Source organism: Pseudomonas sp. FP1154 (assembly GCF_030687245.1).
GTDB lineage: Bacteria > Pseudomonadota > Gammaproteobacteria > Pseudomonadales > Pseudomonadaceae > Aquipseudomonas > Aquipseudomonas rhizophila.
This window is the reverse complement of sequence record NZ_CP117465.1, coordinates 3,044,907-3,061,550: the sequence shown is the minus strand read 5'-3', so window position 1 is coordinate 3,061,550 and position 16,644 is coordinate 3,044,907. Positions and strand designations below refer to the sequence as shown.

19 protein-coding genes and 1 pseudogene are annotated in these 16,644 nt (G+C 62.6%); 6 read left to right on the top strand and 14 right to left on the bottom strand.

The annotated features are described in order from the left end of the window. Positions 1 to 6: 6 nt before the first annotated feature. The 11 genes from PSH91_RS13830 to nirS all read right to left on the bottom strand — a co-directional run bounded on the left by PSH91_RS13830 (position 7) and on the right by nirS (position 9,096). Positions 7 to 1,500: a nitrite reductase gene (locus PSH91_RS13830; RefSeq protein WP_305465916.1), complete on the bottom strand. Its 1,494-nt coding sequence runs from the start codon at positions 1,498 to 1,500 to the stop codon at positions 7 to 9. Then, positions 1,497 to 2,327 carry a uroporphyrinogen-III C-methyltransferase gene (gene cobA / locus PSH91_RS13825; RefSeq protein WP_305465914.1) on the bottom strand — a complete coding sequence of 277 codons (831 nt, stop codon included), beginning with the start codon at positions 2,325 to 2,327 and terminating at the stop codon, positions 1,497 to 1,499. Before cobA ends, PSH91_RS13830 begins: the two co-directional genes overlap by 4 nt. Before the next feature lie 37 nt (positions 2,328 to 2,364). Then, a complete protein-coding gene (gene nirJ, locus PSH91_RS13820; protein WP_281459190.1) occupies positions 2,365 to 3,561 on the bottom strand; it encodes a heme d1 biosynthesis radical SAM protein NirJ in 1,197 nt (398 codons plus the stop codon). Between the two features lie 23 nt (positions 3,562 to 3,584). Then, positions 3,585 to 4,187 carry an Lrp/AsnC family transcriptional regulator gene (locus tag PSH91_RS13815; protein ID WP_160892315.1) on the bottom strand — a complete coding sequence of 201 codons (603 nt, stop codon included), beginning with the start codon at positions 4,185 to 4,187 and terminating at the stop codon, positions 3,585 to 3,587. Next, complete coding sequence (locus tag PSH91_RS13810; protein WP_047225827.1) at positions 4,162 to 4,605, bottom strand: Lrp/AsnC family transcriptional regulator; 444 nt, start codon at positions 4,603 to 4,605, stop codon at positions 4,162 to 4,164. Before PSH91_RS13810 ends, PSH91_RS13815 begins: the two co-directional genes overlap by 26 nt. Further along, positions 4,598 to 5,110: an AsnC family protein gene (locus PSH91_RS13805; RefSeq protein ID WP_305465912.1), complete on the bottom strand. Its 513-nt coding sequence runs from the start codon at positions 5,108 to 5,110 to the stop codon at positions 4,598 to 4,600. Before PSH91_RS13805 ends, PSH91_RS13810 begins: the two co-directional genes overlap by 8 nt. Continuing rightward, positions 5,107 to 5,565 (bottom strand): Lrp/AsnC family transcriptional regulator, encoded by a 459-nt coding sequence (locus PSH91_RS13800; RefSeq protein ID WP_305465911.1) that lies wholly within the window; start codon positions 5,563 to 5,565, stop codon positions 5,107 to 5,109. Before PSH91_RS13800 ends, PSH91_RS13805 begins: the two co-directional genes overlap by 4 nt. Before the next feature lie 2 nt (positions 5,566 to 5,567). After that, positions 5,568 to 6,746: a cytochrome D1 domain-containing protein gene (locus tag PSH91_RS13795; RefSeq protein WP_305465910.1), complete on the bottom strand. Its 1,179-nt coding sequence runs from the start codon at positions 6,744 to 6,746 to the stop codon at positions 5,568 to 5,570. After that, positions 6,743 to 7,072, bottom strand: coding sequence for a cytochrome c (locus PSH91_RS13790; protein ID WP_107322421.1), 330 nt, complete (start codon positions 7,070 to 7,072; stop codon positions 6,743 to 6,745). Before PSH91_RS13790 ends, PSH91_RS13795 begins: the two co-directional genes overlap by 4 nt. A gap of 119 nt (positions 7,073 to 7,191) precedes the next feature. After that, positions 7,192 to 7,503, bottom strand: coding sequence for a c-type cytochrome (locus PSH91_RS13785; protein ID WP_047225832.1), 312 nt, complete (start codon positions 7,501 to 7,503; stop codon positions 7,192 to 7,194). Between the two features lie 24 nt (positions 7,504 to 7,527). Next, entirely contained in the window at positions 7,528 to 9,096 is a 1,569-nt protein-coding gene (gene nirS, locus PSH91_RS13780) for a nitrite reductase (protein WP_223194336.1), read from the bottom strand. A 309-nt stretch (positions 9,097 to 9,405) separates the two neighbouring features. Here nirS and PSH91_RS13775 point away from each other — a divergent pair, with 309 nt between their 5' ends. The 6 genes and pseudogenes from PSH91_RS13775 to PSH91_RS13750 all read left to right on the top strand — a co-directional run bounded on the left by PSH91_RS13775 (position 9,406) and on the right by PSH91_RS13750 (position 15,271). Beyond that, positions 9,406 to 10,209, top strand: coding sequence for a CbbQ/NirQ/NorQ/GpvN family protein (locus PSH91_RS13775; RefSeq protein WP_305465908.1), 804 nt, complete (start codon positions 9,406 to 9,408; stop codon positions 10,207 to 10,209). Continuing rightward, positions 10,193 to 10,780, top strand: a complete 588-nt coding sequence (locus PSH91_RS13770; protein ID WP_107322422.1) for a cytochrome c oxidase subunit 3 family protein — start codon at positions 10,193 to 10,195, stop codon at positions 10,778 to 10,780. The genes PSH91_RS13775 and PSH91_RS13770 overlap by 17 nt, the downstream gene beginning before the upstream one ends. A 12-nt stretch (positions 10,781 to 10,792) precedes the next feature. Continuing rightward, positions 10,793 to 11,050: a cytochrome C oxidase subunit IV family protein gene (locus tag PSH91_RS13765; protein WP_305465906.1), complete on the top strand. Its 258-nt coding sequence runs from the start codon at positions 10,793 to 10,795 to the stop codon at positions 11,048 to 11,050. 342 nt (positions 11,051 to 11,392) lie between these two features. Then, positions 11,393 to 11,837 (top strand): annotated as a pseudogene (locus tag PSH91_RS13760) (cytochrome c). Positions 11,838 to 11,840: 3 nt separating this feature from the next. Beyond that, the gene (locus PSH91_RS13755) at positions 11,841 to 13,268 is read left to right on the top strand and encodes a cbb3-type cytochrome c oxidase subunit I (protein WP_047225838.1); all 1,428 of its coding nucleotides are present in this window, start codon (positions 11,841 to 11,843) and stop codon (positions 13,266 to 13,268) included. 161 nt (positions 13,269 to 13,429) lie between these two features. Beyond that, complete coding sequence (locus PSH91_RS13750) at positions 13,430 to 15,271, top strand: nitric oxide reductase activation protein NorD (RefSeq protein ID WP_305465905.1); 1,842 nt, start codon at positions 13,430 to 13,432, stop codon at positions 15,269 to 15,271. A 4-nt stretch (positions 15,272 to 15,275) separates the two neighbouring features. Here the strand turns inward: PSH91_RS13750 and PSH91_RS13745 are convergent, their stop codons facing one another. From PSH91_RS13745 to PSH91_RS13735, 3 genes are read right to left on the bottom strand one after another with little or no spacing between them, the layout of a single operon-like run. Continuing rightward, on the bottom strand, positions 15,276 to 15,476 hold the full coding sequence (locus tag PSH91_RS13745; RefSeq protein WP_107322424.1) for a protein DnrP: 201 nt from the start codon (positions 15,474 to 15,476) through the stop codon (positions 15,276 to 15,278). Further along, entirely contained in the window at positions 15,473 to 16,156 is a 684-nt protein-coding gene (locus PSH91_RS13740) for a Crp/Fnr family transcriptional regulator (protein WP_047225841.1), read from the bottom strand. Before PSH91_RS13740 ends, PSH91_RS13745 begins: the two co-directional genes overlap by 4 nt. A gap of 37 nt (positions 16,157 to 16,193) precedes the next feature. After that, entirely contained in the window at positions 16,194 to 16,337 is a 144-nt protein-coding gene (locus tag PSH91_RS13735) for a hypothetical protein (RefSeq protein ID WP_172833795.1), read from the bottom strand. Positions 16,338 to 16,644: the final 307 nt, after the last annotated feature.

Genomic DNA, 16,644 nt, shown 5'->3' with positions numbered 1-16,644 from the left:
GCCCGTTCAGTGAGACGTACCTTCGGCAAATTCGATCTTGTTGCCCACGTTGTATTTGCCTGAAGGTTTGTTCATGGGCAGGCGCTTGATTTCCTTGAGGGTGTGGCTGTCGTAGACGATCAGCGCGCCGTCGGTGTCCCAGATGCTCAACAGCAGGTAGCGGCCGTCGTGGGTAAATTCGACGTGGGCGGCGGTTTTGCCGGGCATGGGGCGCAAGGTGTGGGCGATTTCCAGGGTCTGTTTGTCGATCAGGTGGATGGCATCGTTGCCGGCGGCGAAGAACACGTCGGTCCAGGCATAGCGGGAGTTGGCATGGCTGCGCAGGAAGAAACCCGGCCCGAGGGTAGGGATCTGCCTGATGACTTTCCAGGTGTTGATGTCGATCACCGACACCAGTCCTTTGCTGATGTTGGGGGTCGCGAACACCCAGCGGCCATCGCGCTTCCAATAGGTGCCCGAGCCCAGGTGCGGCATGCCCGGCAAGCTGATGTCGCTGACCACCTGGCCACTGTCAAGGTCGATCACCTGTCCACCCTGGGCCTTGCGCGAGGTGGCGAGCAACTGGCGATAGTCGGGTGAGAAGGAAAAGTCATCCAGATGATCCTGGACCTCGATGCGCCTGGGCACGAAGTCCGGGTTCGGACCGGTGGGCAGTTCCCAAACCTCGTTCACATCCTTCAATGCGACGATGAAGCTGTTGCGCGGCGCAGCGGTGTAGACCGCGCTGACCCGCGAAGCCTGGCCATCACTGCCCAGCGTCGTGATCGTCTTGACCAGGGACAAGTCCCGGGCATCCAGCACCGCCAGGTTGCCGGGCAGCGAGTTGCCCACCAGCACCCAGCGACCGTCCTTGCTCACCGCCAGGTTACGAGTATTGAGCCCGGCCCGAACTTCGGCGATCAGCTTGAGGTTGTGCAGGTCATACAGACTGATCCAGCCATCGCGCGACGCCAGATAGACAAAACGCCCGTCCGGGGAAAACTTCGGTCCGCCATGCACCGCAAAGTGCGAGGCGAAGCGCGCGAGCACCTCGAAGCGATCCCCGTCGACCACCGCGACGTGATGATTGCCGGCTTCCACCACTACGAACAGGTTCAGCGGGTCGGCCCGGTGTTGCGGCTGGTCGGGCAATGTGGCGACGTCCACCAACACCCGATGACTTTGGCGAATATCCTCTTCATTCCAATTGGGCGCGACGCTGGGCGGACGCTGGAGATAAAGCGCCAGGGCGTCGATTTGTGCAGGCTCCAGCAGCGTACCGAAGGCCGCCATCTGACTGGCGGGGCGGCCATTTTCGATCACCTGGCGAATTTCGCCGGGCTTGATCCGGCCCAGGCTCTGGGGCAGTAACGCCGGCCCGGCGCCGCCGATGCGGTTCACGCCGTGGCATTGTTGGCAGAGCTGCTGGTAATTGCGCTCGGCCTGTTCCAGGTCGGCACCGGTGGTAACGGCGCCATGGCTCGTACCGATCCACAGCATCGCAAGCCCGATGCGCTTCATAGCGCCACCTTCAAAGCCTGGGGGATGGGATGAACGCGCGCCGGATGCTGCATCGGCTGCTGGGCAAACAAGCCGACCACCTTACCGATCACCGTCAATGTCGGCAGGCCTTCAACGCAATCTCGTGCCATGGCCGGCAGTTGTTGCAGGGTGCCACGTAGCACCTGCTGGTCGGGACGAGTGCCGTTGCTGATCAATGCCGCCGGAGTCTCGGCGGCCAGGCCTGCGGCCATCAACCGTGCGGCAATGCTGCCCAGGTTCGACAAGCCCATGTAGAACACCAGGGTCTGGCTGTCATCCGCCAGGCTTTGCCACGGCAGGTTCAAATCGCCTTCGCGCTGCAAGTGGCCGGTGATGAAACGGCAGGAATTGACCAGATCGCGATGGGTCAGCGGAATGCCGGCGTAGGCGCTGCAACCGGACGCGGCGGTGATACCGGGAACCACCTGACAATCGATACCACGGGCCAGCAAGTATTCCAGCTCTTCGGCACCGCGACCGAAGATGAACGGGTCGCCGCCCTTGAGCCGGACCACCCGCTGGCCCTGGTCCGCGAGGTCGGCCAGCAATTGGTTGATCTGGGCCTGGGGCAGGCTGTGGCAGCCGGCGGCCTTGCCGACGTAATGCCGGGCACACGTCAGCGGGATCAGGCCCAGCAATTGCGCACTGATCAGGCGGTCATAGACCACTGCGTCGGCCTGCATCAACAGGCTCCAGGCGCGTAACGTCAGCAAACCAGGGTCACCGGGACCGGCGCCGACCAACGCGACTTCCCCCGGTCTGAAGGACGATTGCAGGGCAGCGGGCAGAACGATAGAGGCAGACATGGGACTTCCTTGGTTCATCATCAGGTTCGCCGTCGGGTTATCGGGCGCAGGGCAATGCAACGCTGGGAATCAAAGTGCTGGGGAGCGTGTGCAAGCCGATTTCGTCATCGCTGAGGTGGCAGCCGGGGTCCTGGCCCCACAGGTCGCCGTCGGCCCAGGCGCGTGTGCGGGTGTTGCCATTGCAGATGGCCAGCCAACGACACTGTCCGCAGCGGCCACCCACGGTGCGCGGATGCTCGCGCAGTTTTTGCAGCAGAGCGTCGGGACGTTCCAGCCAGAGTGTGCGAAAGGGCGTCCGGCGCACGTTACCCACCGAGTGCTGCCACCAGTAAGTGTCGGGGTGTACCTCACCGGTGTTGTCGATATTGGCAATGCCGCTGCCCGAGGCGTTACCGCCCCAAGCCTTGAGCATGCGTTCCAGTTCGGCGTAGTGATGGGGCAGGCGTGAGGCTACCCATTGCAGCAACAGCACCGCATCGGCGTCGTTGTTGCCGCTGACGAAGTCCGTGTCGCGTCCGTGCAGGATGTCGCTCCAGGCCCGCTCGAAGATCAGGAGCATGGCCTCGCGGCTCATCTGTTGCCGGGCGTCGAGCTGACGACTGCGCTTGCCGCGACCGCTGTAGTTGAGGTGCGACAGGTAGAATTTCTGCACGTCGTATTCGCTCATCAGATCCAGCAGTCGCGGTAGCTGGGTGTGGTTCTGCTGGGTCAGAGTGGTGCGCAACCCGACCCGAATCCCGCGTTCGCGACACAACCTGATGGCCGCCATGGAACTGGCGAAACTGCCTTTGAGCTGGCGGAAGGTGTCGTGCGTCGCTTCCAGGCCATCGATGCTGATGCCCACGTAATCGAAGTTCGCCGCCTCGATCTGCTCGATGTTGCTCGGGTCGATCAGCGTGCCGTTGGTAGACAGGGCCAGGAAGAATCCCTTGCGCCGGGCATAGGCACTGAGCTGGAACAGATCCTCGCGCAGCAGAGGCTCGCCGCCGGACAGGATCAATACCCGTACGCCCGCGTCATGCAGGTCGTCGATGACCTTGAGCGCCGCGGCCGTGTCGAGCTCATCACGAAACACGCTGTCGGCCGAGGTGGCGTAGCAGTGTTTGCAGGTCAGGTTACAGCGCCTGAGCAGATTCCAGATCACCACCGGCGCTCGTGTACTGCCCGGTGGTGCAACACGCGGCGCGGGACATTGACCGGCCAGGGCACGCAGGTAATGGCTGATCCTCAACATAAGTCACTCCTTCGTTGTGGGGGCTAGGCTTGCCCGCCCTGAAGCCGATGCGGTCCCTCAGAAACCGAGGCGGCTGTTTCGCGAGCAAGCTTTGCTCCCACCGGCGACAGGCGCAGGCCGGTTTTTTTCAGGATGCGGCTGCTCACCAGCATGTCGTCGGCGCTACAGGCCTCACCCAGCAGATAGCGCAGGTGCTCGCGATAGCTGTCGATTTCCTCGCGACTGCGGCCATGGACCATGGCAAACAGGTTGTAGCGCCAACCGGCCCGGCGCGGGCGGCGGTAGCAGTGGCTGACAAAAGGCTGCGCACCCAGCAGCGCGCCCAGGCGCGGCACATCGGCGTCGGCGACATCCCAGACAGTCATGCCGTTGTGGCGATAACCCAGGCGATAGTGATTGGGCACCGCGGCGATGCGGCGGATCGCGCCTTCGGCCTGCAAACGCTTGAGCAGGTCGAGGGTCGATTCCACGCTCAGCCCCAGTTGCTCGGCCAGCCAGGCCCAGGGATCTTCGAGCAAGGGCAGGCCGTCCTGGGTCAGTTCCACCAGCCGCAGGGCCAGTGGCGTTTCATCCAGGCGAGGCAGCGTCTGCGGCAACGGCTCAGACCGGGAAATACAGGCCGACATGGTAGGTCTCCTCCTTGGGCAGGTTCAGCGGCTCCAGGCCGGTCAGGCGTTCGATACGCAACAAGGTGTCGCTGATCGCCTGTTCACTGGGGCAGGCAAGCACGAACCACATGTTCCAGGCGTGCTCGCGACGGTAGTTGTGGGCCACTTCGGGCATGGCCGCGAGCAGCTCGGCGATGGTGTCGAAACGCGGTTCGGGCACCGCCAGCGCCGCCAGGGTGAACGCGCCGCCCAGGCGGTCGATGTCGAACATCGGGCCGAAGCGGGTAAGCACGCCGTCGTTGAGCAACTCGTGCAGCCGGTCGAGCAGTTCGGTACTGCTGCTGTCCAGTTCATCGGCCAAGGCTTGCCAGGGCTGGCGTACCAGCGGCAAACCCAGTTGCAGGCGATTGATCAGGCGTCGGTCCAGGTCATCCATCGATCGCCACTCCGGCCGGTGTTGCGTAGCGTCCGCCACACTGCTTGAACAGGTGGGTGCTGAACAGCAACTGGTGCGGCAGATCACTCAACCAGTGCTCCTCCAATAGTGCCTGGACCTGGGCCTCGACACGGTCGCGCTGGCGACCGTGGATCATGCAGAACAGGTTGTATTGCCACTGAGGCAAGCGTCGTGGTCGTTGATAGCAAAGGCTGATGCCCGGCGCCTGGCCAAGGCGGCGACCGACTTCATCGACCAATGCATCTGGCACGTCCAGCACCAGCATGGCGTTGGCGGCAAAGCCCAATGCGCGGTGATTGACCACCAGGCCGACGCGGCGGAACAAGCCCTGTTCCTGCCAGTGCCGCACCTGGTCGAGAACCTGTTGTTCGCTGGCGTCGATCTGCTCGGCCAGGATCTGGAAGGGCCGTGATGTCAGGGGCAGACCGGTCTCCAGCAGACGGCGCAGTTGCAGTGACTGGTGGTCACTCAGGGTCGTGTTCATGGGGTAACCTCCAGGGCAAAGCCCAGGTCGATGCGGTAAGCGGTCAGCATGGGTAGGTCCAGCGGCGTGAGGCCGGTGTCGTTTTCCAGTTCCCGGAGAATGTTGTCCAGGTGGGCACGATCAGGCCCGGTCAACACAAACCACAGGTTGTAGCGATGTTCGCGGGCGTAGTTGTGATTGACTTCCGGGTACTGACTGACGCGCGCTGCGACCTGGTGCAATCGGTCCACGGGCACCGCCAGGGCGGCGAGGGTGCTGGCCCCGGCTCGGCTGTGTTCGAACACCGGGCCGACCCGTGACAGGGTGCCCGCCAGTTGCAGGTGCTGCAGACAATCGAGCACCTGGGCTTCGCTGCAACCCAGGGAATCGGCCATTTCGCGATAGGGTTCGGCGCACAACGGCAGGCCATGCTGGAACTGATCGATCAGGCGGCGGGCGAGTGGGCTTGGTGTCATGGTCAGTACCCCGGTTTGTGCGCACGGCTGCTGAAGAAAATGCCGCTGGGGCTCAAGGCAGGCAGGCTGTTCAGGCGTTCGAGCCGATACGGATCCCAGACCTGCACCTCACCGCCATCGCGGACGGACAGCCACAGCTGGTCGCCCCGAGCGGTGAATTCCATGTGCAGCACCCCAGGCCCTGGTCGCAGGTCGGCGATGATGGCGTGAGTCTGGGTGTCGATGACCTGCACCCGGTCATTGTCCGGGTAGGCGAAGTTGACCCACAGCTGTCGGCCATCGGGACGGGCGGTGACAAACACCGGTTGGCCGGCCACGGCGACGGCGTCGACCGGTTGCCAGGTGCGGGCGTCCAGCACCAGCACCTGATGATGGCCAACGGCGGGCACAAAGGCCTGTTGATCGGCCAGGGCCCAGCCTTCCAGGTGGGGCATCTTGTATACCGGGAGCCGCGCCTCGCCGCGCCCGTAATGGTCCAGCACCCGTTTCACGCCGCGCTCCGGGTGCCAGAGGTCAAGTTGCGCCATGCCGTCCTCACCAAACAGTCCGGCCATGTAATAACGCCCGTCCGGCGTAATCAGTGCGTCATAGGGTTGCCGACCGATGGCGGTGAAGCGTTCGATGCGTGGTGTCTGGCCCTGGCTGAAATCGGCGGTCCAGATTTCGCCGGTGTCGAACAGGCTGAATACGAAGCGCTGCCCCGGCGCGTCCACCAGGCCGACCACCCGCGAACGTTTTTGGCCGTCGGGCAATGGTGTGGCCGGAATGTCCGCGACCGGTTCCAGTGTCTGCGCGTCGAATACCTTGACGCCGCCGGGTTCGTAGTTGGAGACGGCGATCAGCTTGCCATCCTGGCTGATCGCGCCACCGATGCTGTTGCCGCCCTGAATGATGCGGTGGTCGATGCGTGCGCTCAGCAAGTCGACCTTGCTTAAGCCGCCATCGCGGCCAAATACATAGGCATAACGTTGGTCGCGGGAAAACACCACCGAGGCGTGCGACAGATCCCCCAGCCCTTCGACGCGGGCGAGGGCGGTGCGGGTGGCGCTTTCGATGATTTGCAGGCTGCCGGTGGCGCGCTCCACCACCACGCCCAAGTCGCCGGTGCCGCGCAGCGGTGGCTGGGCACAAGCCGAGAGCAACAGCACGCAGGCGGTGAGAGACAGCAGAGATCGGATCATGGGGCGGGAGTTCCTTGAAGGAGCCGGTCCACCAACCAGCGAATATCGTCGGGACCGAGCAGCGGCTCCCAGCCGGGCATGGCGCTGCCGGGCCGTCCCTGGGTGACAGTGGCGATGAGGCTGTCGCGGGTTTTTCCCTCCAGGGCATCACGGGTCAGGGGTGGACCGAGGCCACCGGTCAGGTGCAGGCCATGGCAGGCGCCGCAGTCCTGGACCAGCAGGTGTTGTAGTTGGGCCTGGCGCTGGTGGTCGGGAGCGGCCAGCACCGGGGTACAGAAGACGAAGAGGAGGGTGGTCATCCGGGATGCACAGCGGTGTCGGTCCATGACGTACTCCTGTTTGAGAAATAAAGCCGAGAGCGGCCCCTGTGGTGGGAGATTTATGTGGGAGCAAGGCTTGCTCCCCCATAGATCCCCTCGCCACAGGGAGATGCTCTTAATCAACGTTACTTAAGGGTCAAGACCCACGCCGCGAGGATCTTGGCTTCTTCATCGGTCACCGGATTGGCCGGCATCGGCATTGGTCCCCAGTTTCCTTGCGTGCCTTCCTTGATGTGCTTGGCCAACAGCTCTTGTGCTCCGGCGACGCCGGCATTTTTTGCCGCCACCTCCTTGAGCGCCGGCCCTACCAACTTGGTGTCAATGGAGTGGCAGGCGCCACAGGGTTTGCTCTTGAACAGTGTCGGGCCGTCCTGGGCCAGTGCCGGTTGCAGGCTGAATGCGGCACTCAAGGTCAGGGCAAGCAGAATAGGCTTCATGGTTTTTCCTCTTATTGATGGGGCTCAATAGATGTCGTGTTGGGTGTTGTAAACGTTGAATTTTCCGGTAGGGGTGATCAGGCGTTTGTCCTTGATCACGCTCTTGAGCTTGAGGGTCTTGTCATCGATCACCACCAGCGCCGACTCGTCTTCCTGGCCGCTCCAGACCGAGAACCAGACTTCATCGCCGGCCTTGTTGTATTCCGGTTGCACCACGCGCATCGCACCTTTCTTGATACCGGCGTACTCGGCAATCGGCAGCACGGTGTAGCCGGCGTCGAGCTTGTCGATGTCGAACACCGCCACTGATTGGCTGAGCTTGGTGTCGGGGCTCAGGGTGGTGTCGACGTACAGGTGACGGGACTTGGGATGGGTCTTGATGAACAGCGAACCGCCCCCCTGACCCTGGAGCGAGCCCACCTGTTTCCAGGCATATTGCGGATGCTTGACCGGGTCGGTGCCGATCAGTGAGACGCCGGCATCACCCAGATGACTGGTAGCCCAGACCGGGCCGTAGAGCGGATGGTTGAAGTTGGCGCCGCGTCCCGGGTGCGGGGTTTTACCGACATCCACCAGGGCGGTGAGCTTGCGCTCCTTGGAGTCGATGACTGCCACCTGGTTGGAGTTGTTCGCCGCCGTCATGAAATAGCGATGGCTGCTGTCCCAGCCACCGTCATGCAGGAACGGTGCGGCGTCGATGCTGGTGATGGTGAGGTTCTTGATGTCCTGGTAGTTGACCAGCATCACCTTGCCGGTTTCCTTGACGTTGACGATGAACTCCGGCCACTCATGTGACGCGATGATCGCCGCCACCCGCGGCTCGGGGTGATATTGCTGGGTATCGACGGTCATGCCGCGCGTCGAGACGATCTGCCTGGGCTCCAGGGTCTCGCCGTCCATGATGGTGAACTGCGGCGGCCAATACGAGCCGGCAATGGTGTACTTGTCTTCGTAGCCCTTGAACTTGGAGGTTTCCACCGAGCGGGCCTCGATCCCGACTTTGATCTCGGCCACCTTGGTCGGCTCTTGCGGCCACAGGTCGATCATGTCGATCTTGGCGTCCCGGCCGATCACCAGCAGGTAACGCCCGGACGCCGAGATACGCGAAATGTGCACCGCGTAACCGGTGTCGATCAGCTTGACGATCTTTTTGCTGTCGCCGTCGACCAGGGCAATCTTGCCGTCATCGCGCAGGGTGACTGAAAACAGGTTCTGCAGGTTGAGTGAGTTGAGTTGCCGGGTGGGCCGGTCTTCGGGTTTGACCAGCACCTTCCAGGTCTTGAGGGTTTCGGCCATGCCCCATTCCGGTGGGGTAGGCGGGGTGTGTTGGATGAACTTGGCCATTACCGTGATCTGGTCTTTGGTCAGGGCGTTGGAGGTGCCCCAGTTGGGCATGCCGGCGGCTGAACCGTAGGTAATCAGCGCCTCCAGGTAGGCCTGGCCGCGGCCCTGGGTGATGTCGGGTGTCAGCGGTTTACCGGTGGCGCCCTTGCGCAGCACACCATGGCAGCCGGCGCAGCGCTGGAAGTAGATTTGCTTGGCCGCGTCGAAGTCAGCCTGGCTCAGATCCGGCGCGCCTTCGGTCTTGACCATGCGGGCGTCTTGCGGCGCAGCGGGTGGGTTGGCGAAGGCATTGAGAGCAGCCAGCGCCGTACACAGCGCCCCGACCCCCATGACCCACGATTTTTTGTGGCTGATCAGCATTCCATTTCTCCTCAGGCATGACCCGCGCGGCCCTGCAATTGACGTTCGGCGCGCAGATTCTTGGTGCGCTGCAAGGCTATGCCCAGGCCGGTGGTTACCCGCTTGACGGCGATCAAGTTTGCCGGCCACAGCCCTTGCCAGGTTGTCGCAGGGGCCCGTAGCGTGGCTCGCAATCGTGTTATCTGATCAGGTCATGCCATGAACGCTATCCACACCCTTGAACACCCGGCCGAACCTTTCTACCAACCCCAGGACAACGAGCTGGCGTTGTTCGAACAGGCCTGGCGGCACGGCATGCCGGTGCTGGTCAAAGGCCCCACTGGTTGTGGCAAGACCCGTTTTGTCCAGCACATGGCTCACCGTCTGAAATTGCCGCTGTACACCGTGGCCTGCCACGATGACCTGAGCGCAGCCGACTTGGTGGGTCGTCACCTGATCGGCGCCCAGGGCACCTGGTGGCAGGATGGGCCTCTGACCCGAGCGGTGCGCGAGGGGGGCATCTGTTATCTGGACGAGGTGGTGGAGGCACGCCAGGACACCGCAGTGGTGTTGCACCCCTTGGCCGATGATCGCCGACAGCTGTATCTGGAACGCACCGGCGAGGTTCTCCAGGCACCGCCGTCGTTCATGCTGGTGGTGTCGTACAACCCCGGTTACCAGAACTTGCTCAAGGGCATGAAGCCCAGCACCCGCCAGCGTTTCGTGGCGATGCGCTTTGGCTATCCCACGGTTGCCGATGAAGAGCGCATTGTTGCCCGCGAGGCCGGGGTGGATATGGCTCTGGCGGCCCAGGTGGTGCGGTTGGGGCAGGCGCTGCGTCGGCTCGATCAGCATGATCTGGAGGAGGTGGCCTCCACGCGTCTGCTGATTTTCGCCGCGCGCATGATCGGAGCCAGCATGGACCCGCGCCAAGCCTGTCTGGCCTGTCTGGCCGAGCCGTTGAGCGACGATCCGCAAACCGTTGCCGCATTGATGGATGTGGTCGATGTCCACTTCGGCTGAAGCCGCTGCGCTGTCCACCCGGCGTTTGCCAGGGGATCTGGCAATGTGGTTTTTCATCCTCGCCGAACTGACGGTGTTTGCCTTGCTGATCCTGGCATTCGCCGTCGCCCAGGCATTGAACCCGCCGTTGTTCAGCGAAGGCCGGCAAATGCTGGATCGTTCCACCGGTCTGGCGATGACCCTCAGCCTGCTGAGCGCCGGGTTGTTCGCAGCCTTGGCCCAGGAGCAAGTCCGACAGGACCGGCCACGCCAGGCGGCGCTGCTGTTGTGGCTGGCCTTGTTGGTTGCCGGCGGCTACGTGGCGCTCAAGCTCATCGAGTACGCCCACTTGTTGGCCAACGGTCTCGGCCTGGAGCACAACACCTTCTTCACCTTGTACTGGATCCTCACGGCGTTTCACTTTCTCCATGTGTTGCTGGGCATGGTGATCCTTGCCTGGCTGGCCGAGGGTTGCCGGCGGCGGCGTTACGGGGCGCAGCAGTGCAGCGGGCTGGAATCCGGCGTGCTGTATTGGCACATGGTGGACCTGGTCTGGGTGTTGCTGTTTCCGGTTGTCTACATTCTCGGTTGAGCGGAGGTGCTCATGTCGGTTTCCCGTGTCTTGATCGTCTGCTGGATGACACTGGCCGTGCTGAGCATCGGCACCGTTGCCCTGGCCCAGGTCGCTGCCACCGGACTGGTGTCCATCGCCATCCTCGCGGTGGCGGTGACCAAGGCCTGGTTGATCGCCGACGGCTTCATGGAGCTGCGCCATGCGCCGCGATTGTGGCGCTGGCTGGTGTTGAGCTGGGCGGCGCTGCTCGCGATTGTGATTGGGGTCGTGATTTCATTCGCGATCTGAGCCGGAAAACACAAAACACCTGTGGCCAGGGGATTTATCCCCGCTGGGCTGCGAAGCAGTCCCTATGGCCGGCGCTTCGGTGTGTCAGATGTATAGGGTGAGCCGTCTTGGGGCTGCTGCGCAGCCCAGCGGGGATAAATCCCCTCGCCACAGGACCGGGTTCACTGCGCGACAGCGCAGCGTCGCAGACGCGGCGGCCACTCCCTCACCACAACAGCTCATCTGCCTTCCTGGCTGTACTGGAACAACCCACTAAAACCATCGGAGATTCTTGATCGCCATCAAGCGGGTTCTGGACCCTCGCTTCCTAGAATGGACACGCCAAGCAATGAGGAAGTGACCATGTCAGATACCTTTACCAAAGGCATGGCCAGGAATATTTATTTCGGGGGAAGCGTGTTCTTTTTCCTGATATTCCTGGCCCTGACCTACCACTCGGAACAGACCTTTCCAGAACGCAGCAACCAGGCGGCGCAATTGAGCGAATCGGTGATACGCGGCAAGGGCGTCTGGGAGCGCAACAACTGCATCGGCTGCCATACGCTGCTGGGCGAGGGCGCGTATTTCGCGCCGGAGCTGGGCAATGTGGTCAACCGGCGCGGTGGCGAGGAAGCCTTCACGCCGTTCCTGCAGGCCTGGATGAAAATGCAGCCGCTGAACGTTCCCGGCCCGTCGCGCCATGCCGCAGTTCAACCTCAGCGAACAGGAAGTCGACGACATCGCCGAGTTCCTCAAGTGGAGTTCGAAAATCAATACCAATGGCTGGCCGCCAAACAAGGAGGGCTGAGAGATGAGCATGGCTAATCCGCATCTGAAATTCGCCTCGCAGGCCGTCGCCAAACCTTACTTCGTGTTTGCCCTGATGTTGTTCCTGGGGCAGGTACTGTTCGGTTTGATCATGGGGCTGCAATACGTGGTCGGCGACTTCCTGTTCCCGCTGATTCCCTTCAACGTGGCCCGCATGGTCCACACCAACCTGCTGATCGTCTGGCTGCTGTTTGGCTTCATGGGCGCGGCGTACTACCTGATACCCGAGGAAGCCGATCGGGAGCTGCACAGTCCGAAGCTGGCGATCGTGCTGTTCTGGGTGTTCGCCGCCGCCGGGGTACTGACGATCCTGGGCTACCTCTCGGTGCCCTATGCCACGCTGGCGAAAGTTACCGGCAACGATTTGCTGCCGACCATGGGCCGTGAGTTCCTGGAGCAACCGACGATCACCAAGATGGGCATCGTGGTGGTCTGCCTGGGTTTCCTCTACAACATCGGCATGACCATGCTCAAGGGCCGCAAGACCACGGTCAGCATGGTGATGATGACCGGCCTGATCGGCCTGGCGGTGTTCTTCCTGTTCTCCTTCTACAACCCGGAAAACCTCGTCCGCGACAAGTATTACTGGTGGTGGGTGGTGCATCTTTGGGTTGAAGGCGTCTGGGAACTGATCATGGGTTCGATGCTCGCCTTTGTGCTGATCAAGGTCACTGGCGTGGACCGCGAAGTGGTCGAGAAGTGGCTCTACGTGATCATCGCCATGGCCCTGATTACCGGGATCATCGGCACCGGTCACCACTTCTTCTGGATCGGCGCACCCGAAGTCTGGTTGTGGGTCGGATCGATCTTCTCCGCGCTGGAACCGCTGCCGTTCCTGGCGATGGTGATCTTCGCTTTCAGCATGGTGAAGAACCGTCGCCGGCAACACCCCAACCGCGCCGCCACCTTGTGGGCCAAAGGCACCACGGTCACCGCGTTCTTCGGCGCCGGCGTCTGGGGGTTCCTGCACACCCTGGCACCGGTGAACTTCTACACCCACGGTTCGCAACTGACTGCGGCCCACGGTCACCTGGCTTTCTACGGTGCCTACGCGATGATCGTCATGACGCTGATCAGCTACGCCATGCCGCGTCTGCGCGGGTTGGGTGAAGCGGCGGATGAGCGCTCGCAGCGCCTGGAGATCTGGGGCTTCTGGCTGATGACGCTGTCGATGGTGATGATCACCTTGTTCCTCACCGCCGCCGGTGTCGTCCAGGTGTGGCTGCAACGCTGGATGGCGGACGGCAGTGCCTTGCCGTTCATGGCGACGATGGACCATTTGAAGCCGCTGTTCTGGGCGCGTCTGGTCAGCGGCGTCGGGTTCCTGGCTGGTTTGCTCTGCTACCTGTTCAGCTTCCGCCAACGTGGCCGCGCCGCTTTGCGCGCTCCGGCGGCGGTGGTGCCGTCTTGAAAGGCCACCACTGAGGCCGTGGCGAGGGAGCTTGCTCCCGCTGGGCTGCGCAGCAGACCCTTTTTGATGGGCGCTTCGCACCCAAGCGGGAGCAAGCTCCCTCGCCACAAAAGCGATGCGAGCCAGTCCCTCCACCGCAACGCGTCGATAGGAGAATAACCATGGCATTCACCCTTGAACTGGAAGAGTGGGTCGGCAGCGTCTGGCACCGTTTCATCACCCGACGAGCCAGTGTGGATTTTCCCGAAGCGCGGGTGGAGTTGATCCCCCGGCAACGCGCTCTGCATGTACTGTTGCGCGCCACCGGTGGTGCTTCTCACCTGGGTGTGGAGGCCGTCAGCGACCGCGACCTGTTGCTGCGCCGCAACCTGTTGCAGCAGATCGCCGGCACCTGCAAGCAAGTGCCATTGGCCTGGTGCGATGGCGACAACCTGCGTTTGCCGGCGAGCCTGGCGGCGTTTCCCGATGCCGGGTTGAACGAAGAACTGTACCGCTGGCTGGCGTTGCTGGCCGCGCAAGCGGGGCCGATGAAACATTGGGGACGTGACAACCAACGCTGGACCCTGGCACTGCTGGGGCGTTACCCGGCGCTGCGTGGCCGATATCGGCGGCTGGTGGATGCGCATCTGTCGTTGCGTCCCGACCCACAATCATTGCCCCCGGCCGAGGCGGCCCTGGAGCGCGCGCTGTGTCAGGCCTTGCGCGAACCGGGCAGCGTCGAGCATTTTCCGCGCAGTGAGCGGGCCGCCTGGCCGCTGCCGCTGTGGCTGTATCCGCCCCAGCATCTGGGCAATCCCCAGGCGGCCAACCTCGAGGAGTCCGAGCAATACCTGGCGACGCCGCCGGGTGAGCAGCAGGGCGGTCGCAAGCGCGCCGAGCGCATTGACGACACCACCCGGGACGGTGGGTTGCTGATCGTGCGCCTGGAGAACCTGTTCAGTTGGACCGAACACGTGGACCTGGATCGCTGGGCGGACGACAGCGAAGACCCGGACGCGGCGCGAGTCGCCGAGGACCTGGACCAATTGACCCTGTCGCGCACCCGCTTGCGCAAGGGCGGCGGCGGTTTGAAGTTGCACCTGGACTTGCCGCCGGCCGATGTGGATGACATTCCCCTGGGCGCGGGCATCCTGTTGCCGGAATGGGACTACCGCAAGCAACGCCTCCAGGACGATTTCGTCAGTGTGCAGACTTTCATTCCCCGGGACTGCGAACCTCAGCCGCTGCCGAACCGCCTGCGCGCCTCGGCCCAGCGTTTGCGACGCCAGTTCGAGCACCTGCGCAACGATCGACAATGGCTGCGCCAGCAAACCCAGGGTTCGGAGCTGGACCTGCAAGCTTGGCTGGACTTCCACGTCGAGCGTCAGCACGGCCAATGCAGCGAACGCGGCTTGTTCATGGAACAACGCCAGACCCGCCGCGACCTGGCTTGCCTGCTGTTGGCCGATCTGTCGATGTCCACCGATGCCCACCTCAACGACGAACACCGGGTGATCGACGTGATCCGCGACAGCCTGCTGCTGTTCGGTGAAACCCTGTCGGTGCTGGGGGATGATTTTGCCTTGTACGGGTTCTCTTCACTGCGCCGACAACAGGTGCGGATGCACGAGATTAAGGCGTTCAACCAAGGCTATGACGACCACACCCGCGGTCGGATCCAGGGCCTCAGGCCCGGTTACTACACGCGCATGGGCGCCGCCATTCGCCAGGCCACCCAACGGCTGGAAGGGTGCAAGCGGCGACGCAAGTTGCTGTTGCTGGTGAGCGATGGCAAACCTAACGACCTGGATCTCTATGAAGGGCGCTATGGCGTGGAGGACACCCGCCAGGCGGTGCTGGAGGCTCGGCGTCAGGGGCTGACGCCGTTTTGCATCACCATCGATCGTGAAGCCGGGGATTACCTGCCGTACATGTTCGGCGCCAATGGCTACACCTTGATCCGTCAGCCGGAGCAACTGCCGCTGCGTTTGCCGCAGTTGTACCGGCAGTTGACTCAGGATTGAGGGTTCAGGCGATGTCGCGGGGTAACCAGAAAAACATGACGACGCAGAATATCGTCAGGCCGACACAGAACCAGGTGAAGCGTCGCAGGCGGCGCTCGCCAGCCAGCCCTGCCTCGGCCGGTAGCGGCATGCCGCACTGGCGACATTCGCTTTGATTGGCGGGGTTGGCGTGTTGGCAATACAGGCAGGTGGGTTGCGCGCTCATTCGAAATGTTCCAGGCGCAGGCGGTCGAGAATGGCGATCTGGCGACCGTCCTGGGTGATGATTTTTTCATCGATCAGCCGGCGGATGATCCGCGAGAAGGTTTCTGGCTGGATCGACAGGTGTCCGGCGATCAGTTGCTTGGCCATGGGCAGCTCGAACTGGCTGTCCACGGTTTGCAAGCGTACCAGTTGTGTCAGCAGGTAGCGCACCACGCGGTGGGTGGCGTTTTTCAGCGACAGGGTTTCAATCTCGTTGACCCGTTGGTGCAGGCGCACACAGAGCTTGCCGAGCAGGGCGAAGGTCAACCGGCTGTTACTTTGCAAAAGACGCATGTACGTGGCATTGGACAGGCGATACAGCTGGGTTGGCCCAACGGCCTCTGCGCAAGCGACGTAGTTCGGCGTGTCCATCAGCATCATGGCTTCAGCGAAGGTCTGGCGCTCGCCGATCACCTCGAAGACTTTTTCCTGGCCGTCCGGCGTCAACCGGTAGATTTTCACCGCGCCGGAGATCACGAAGTAAAACGCCTGCGCCGGTTCGCCTTGGCGGAACAGCGGTTCGCCCCTGTCGACATTCAGCAATTGGCTGGTACTCATCAGTTCGTCGAGCTGTTCTTCGTTCAACGGTTCGAACAGGTGATGACTGCGCAGAATCTGGTGATGAACACGGTGAAGCACCATGGCATGAGTCCTTGTATGGCAGGGAAATGAATCGGATTCAGACGAGGCTAAGGGACAGGCCGCTGGCCAGACCCACGACGCAAGAGAGCAGGACGAACCAGGCGAGCGGCAGCGCGACGTATTTCATGGATAACCCCGGCAAAAAAAAGTCTGTGCCCTGCCAGAGCAAGAGACGGGCCATGCCCGCAACCGTTGATTTGCGGGGCCGTACGGTGAGATGGGTATAAATGACCCTGTACTGTTAGGGTGATAATCACCATGACAGGGTTATATTTACCCGGTTGATGGCCATTTGTGGGAGCGAGCCTGCTCACGATGGCGGCTTATCAGTCAGCGGAGATATCGAGCTGACCGGCCTCATCGCCAGCAGGCTCGCCCCTTCAGGGGATAAACAGACGGTTTATTGAGTGGGGCGGTGCACCCTCGAACAGTTTCGGCAAGCCCCTTGCAAGTACCTGGGTGAGGCGGGCTGGCTTGATCTGAGACAA

What these genes read in the sequence shown, in the direction of transcription:
- PSH91_RS13740 (WP_047225841.1), bottom strand. Translation starts at nt 16,156, where the DNA reads ATGGTGCTTCACCGTGTTCATCACCAGATTCTGCGCAGTCATCACCTG.
- PSH91_RS13790 (WP_107322421.1), bottom strand. Translation starts at nt 7,072, where the DNA reads ATGGACCGACACCGCTGTGCATCCCGGATGACCACCCTCCTCTTCGTC.
- PSH91_RS13785 (WP_047225832.1), bottom strand. Translation starts at nt 7,503, where the DNA reads ATGAAGCCTATTCTGCTTGCCCTGACCTTGAGTGCCGCATTCAGCCTG.
- nirJ (WP_281459190.1), bottom strand. Translation starts at nt 3,561, where the DNA reads ATGTTGAGGATCAGCCATTACCTGCGTGCCCTGGCCGGTCAATGTCCC.
- nirS (WP_223194336.1), bottom strand. Translation starts at nt 9,096, where the DNA reads ATGGTCAAGACCGAAGGCGCGCCGGATCTGAGCCAGGCTGACTTCGAC.
- PSH91_RS13795 (WP_305465910.1), bottom strand. Translation starts at nt 6,746, where the DNA reads ATGATCCGATCTCTGCTGTCTCTCACCGCCTGCGTGCTGTTGCTCTCG.
- PSH91_RS13750 (WP_305465905.1), top strand. Translation starts at nt 13,430, where the DNA reads ATGGCATTCACCCTTGAACTGGAAGAGTGGGTCGGCAGCGTCTGGCAC.
- cobA (WP_305465914.1), bottom strand. Translation starts at nt 2,327, where the DNA reads ATGTCTGCCTCTATCGTTCTGCCCGCTGCCCTGCAATCGTCCTTCAGA.
- PSH91_RS13755 (WP_047225838.1), top strand. Translation starts at nt 11,841, where the DNA reads ATGAGCATGGCTAATCCGCATCTGAAATTCGCCTCGCAGGCCGTCGCC.
- PSH91_RS13810 (WP_047225827.1), bottom strand. Translation starts at nt 4,605, where the DNA reads ATGGATGACCTGGACCGACGCCTGATCAATCGCCTGCAACTGGGTTTG.
- PSH91_RS13800 (WP_305465911.1), bottom strand. Translation starts at nt 5,565, where the DNA reads ATGACACCAAGCCCACTCGCCCGCCGCCTGATCGATCAGTTCCAGCAT.
- PSH91_RS13735 (WP_172833795.1), bottom strand. Translation starts at nt 16,337, where the DNA reads ATGGCCCGTCTCTTGCTCTGGCAGGGCACAGACTTTTTTTTGCCGGGG.
- PSH91_RS13745 (WP_107322424.1), bottom strand. Translation starts at nt 15,476, where the DNA reads ATGAGCGCGCAACCCACCTGCCTGTATTGCCAACACGCCAACCCCGCC.
- PSH91_RS13830 (WP_305465916.1), bottom strand. Translation starts at nt 1,500, where the DNA reads ATGAAGCGCATCGGGCTTGCGATGCTGTGGATCGGTACGAGCCATGGC.
- PSH91_RS13765 (WP_305465906.1), top strand. Translation starts at nt 10,793, where the DNA reads ATGTCGGTTTCCCGTGTCTTGATCGTCTGCTGGATGACACTGGCCGTG.
- PSH91_RS13775 (WP_305465908.1), top strand. Translation starts at nt 9,406, where the DNA reads ATGAACGCTATCCACACCCTTGAACACCCGGCCGAACCTTTCTACCAA.
- PSH91_RS13805 (WP_305465912.1), bottom strand. Translation starts at nt 5,110, where the DNA reads ATGAACACGACCCTGAGTGACCACCAGTCACTGCAACTGCGCCGTCTG.
- PSH91_RS13770 (WP_107322422.1), top strand. Translation starts at nt 10,193, where the DNA reads ATGTCCACTTCGGCTGAAGCCGCTGCGCTGTCCACCCGGCGTTTGCCA.
- PSH91_RS13815 (WP_160892315.1), bottom strand. Translation starts at nt 4,187, where the DNA reads ATGTCGGCCTGTATTTCCCGGTCTGAGCCGTTGCCGCAGACGCTGCCT.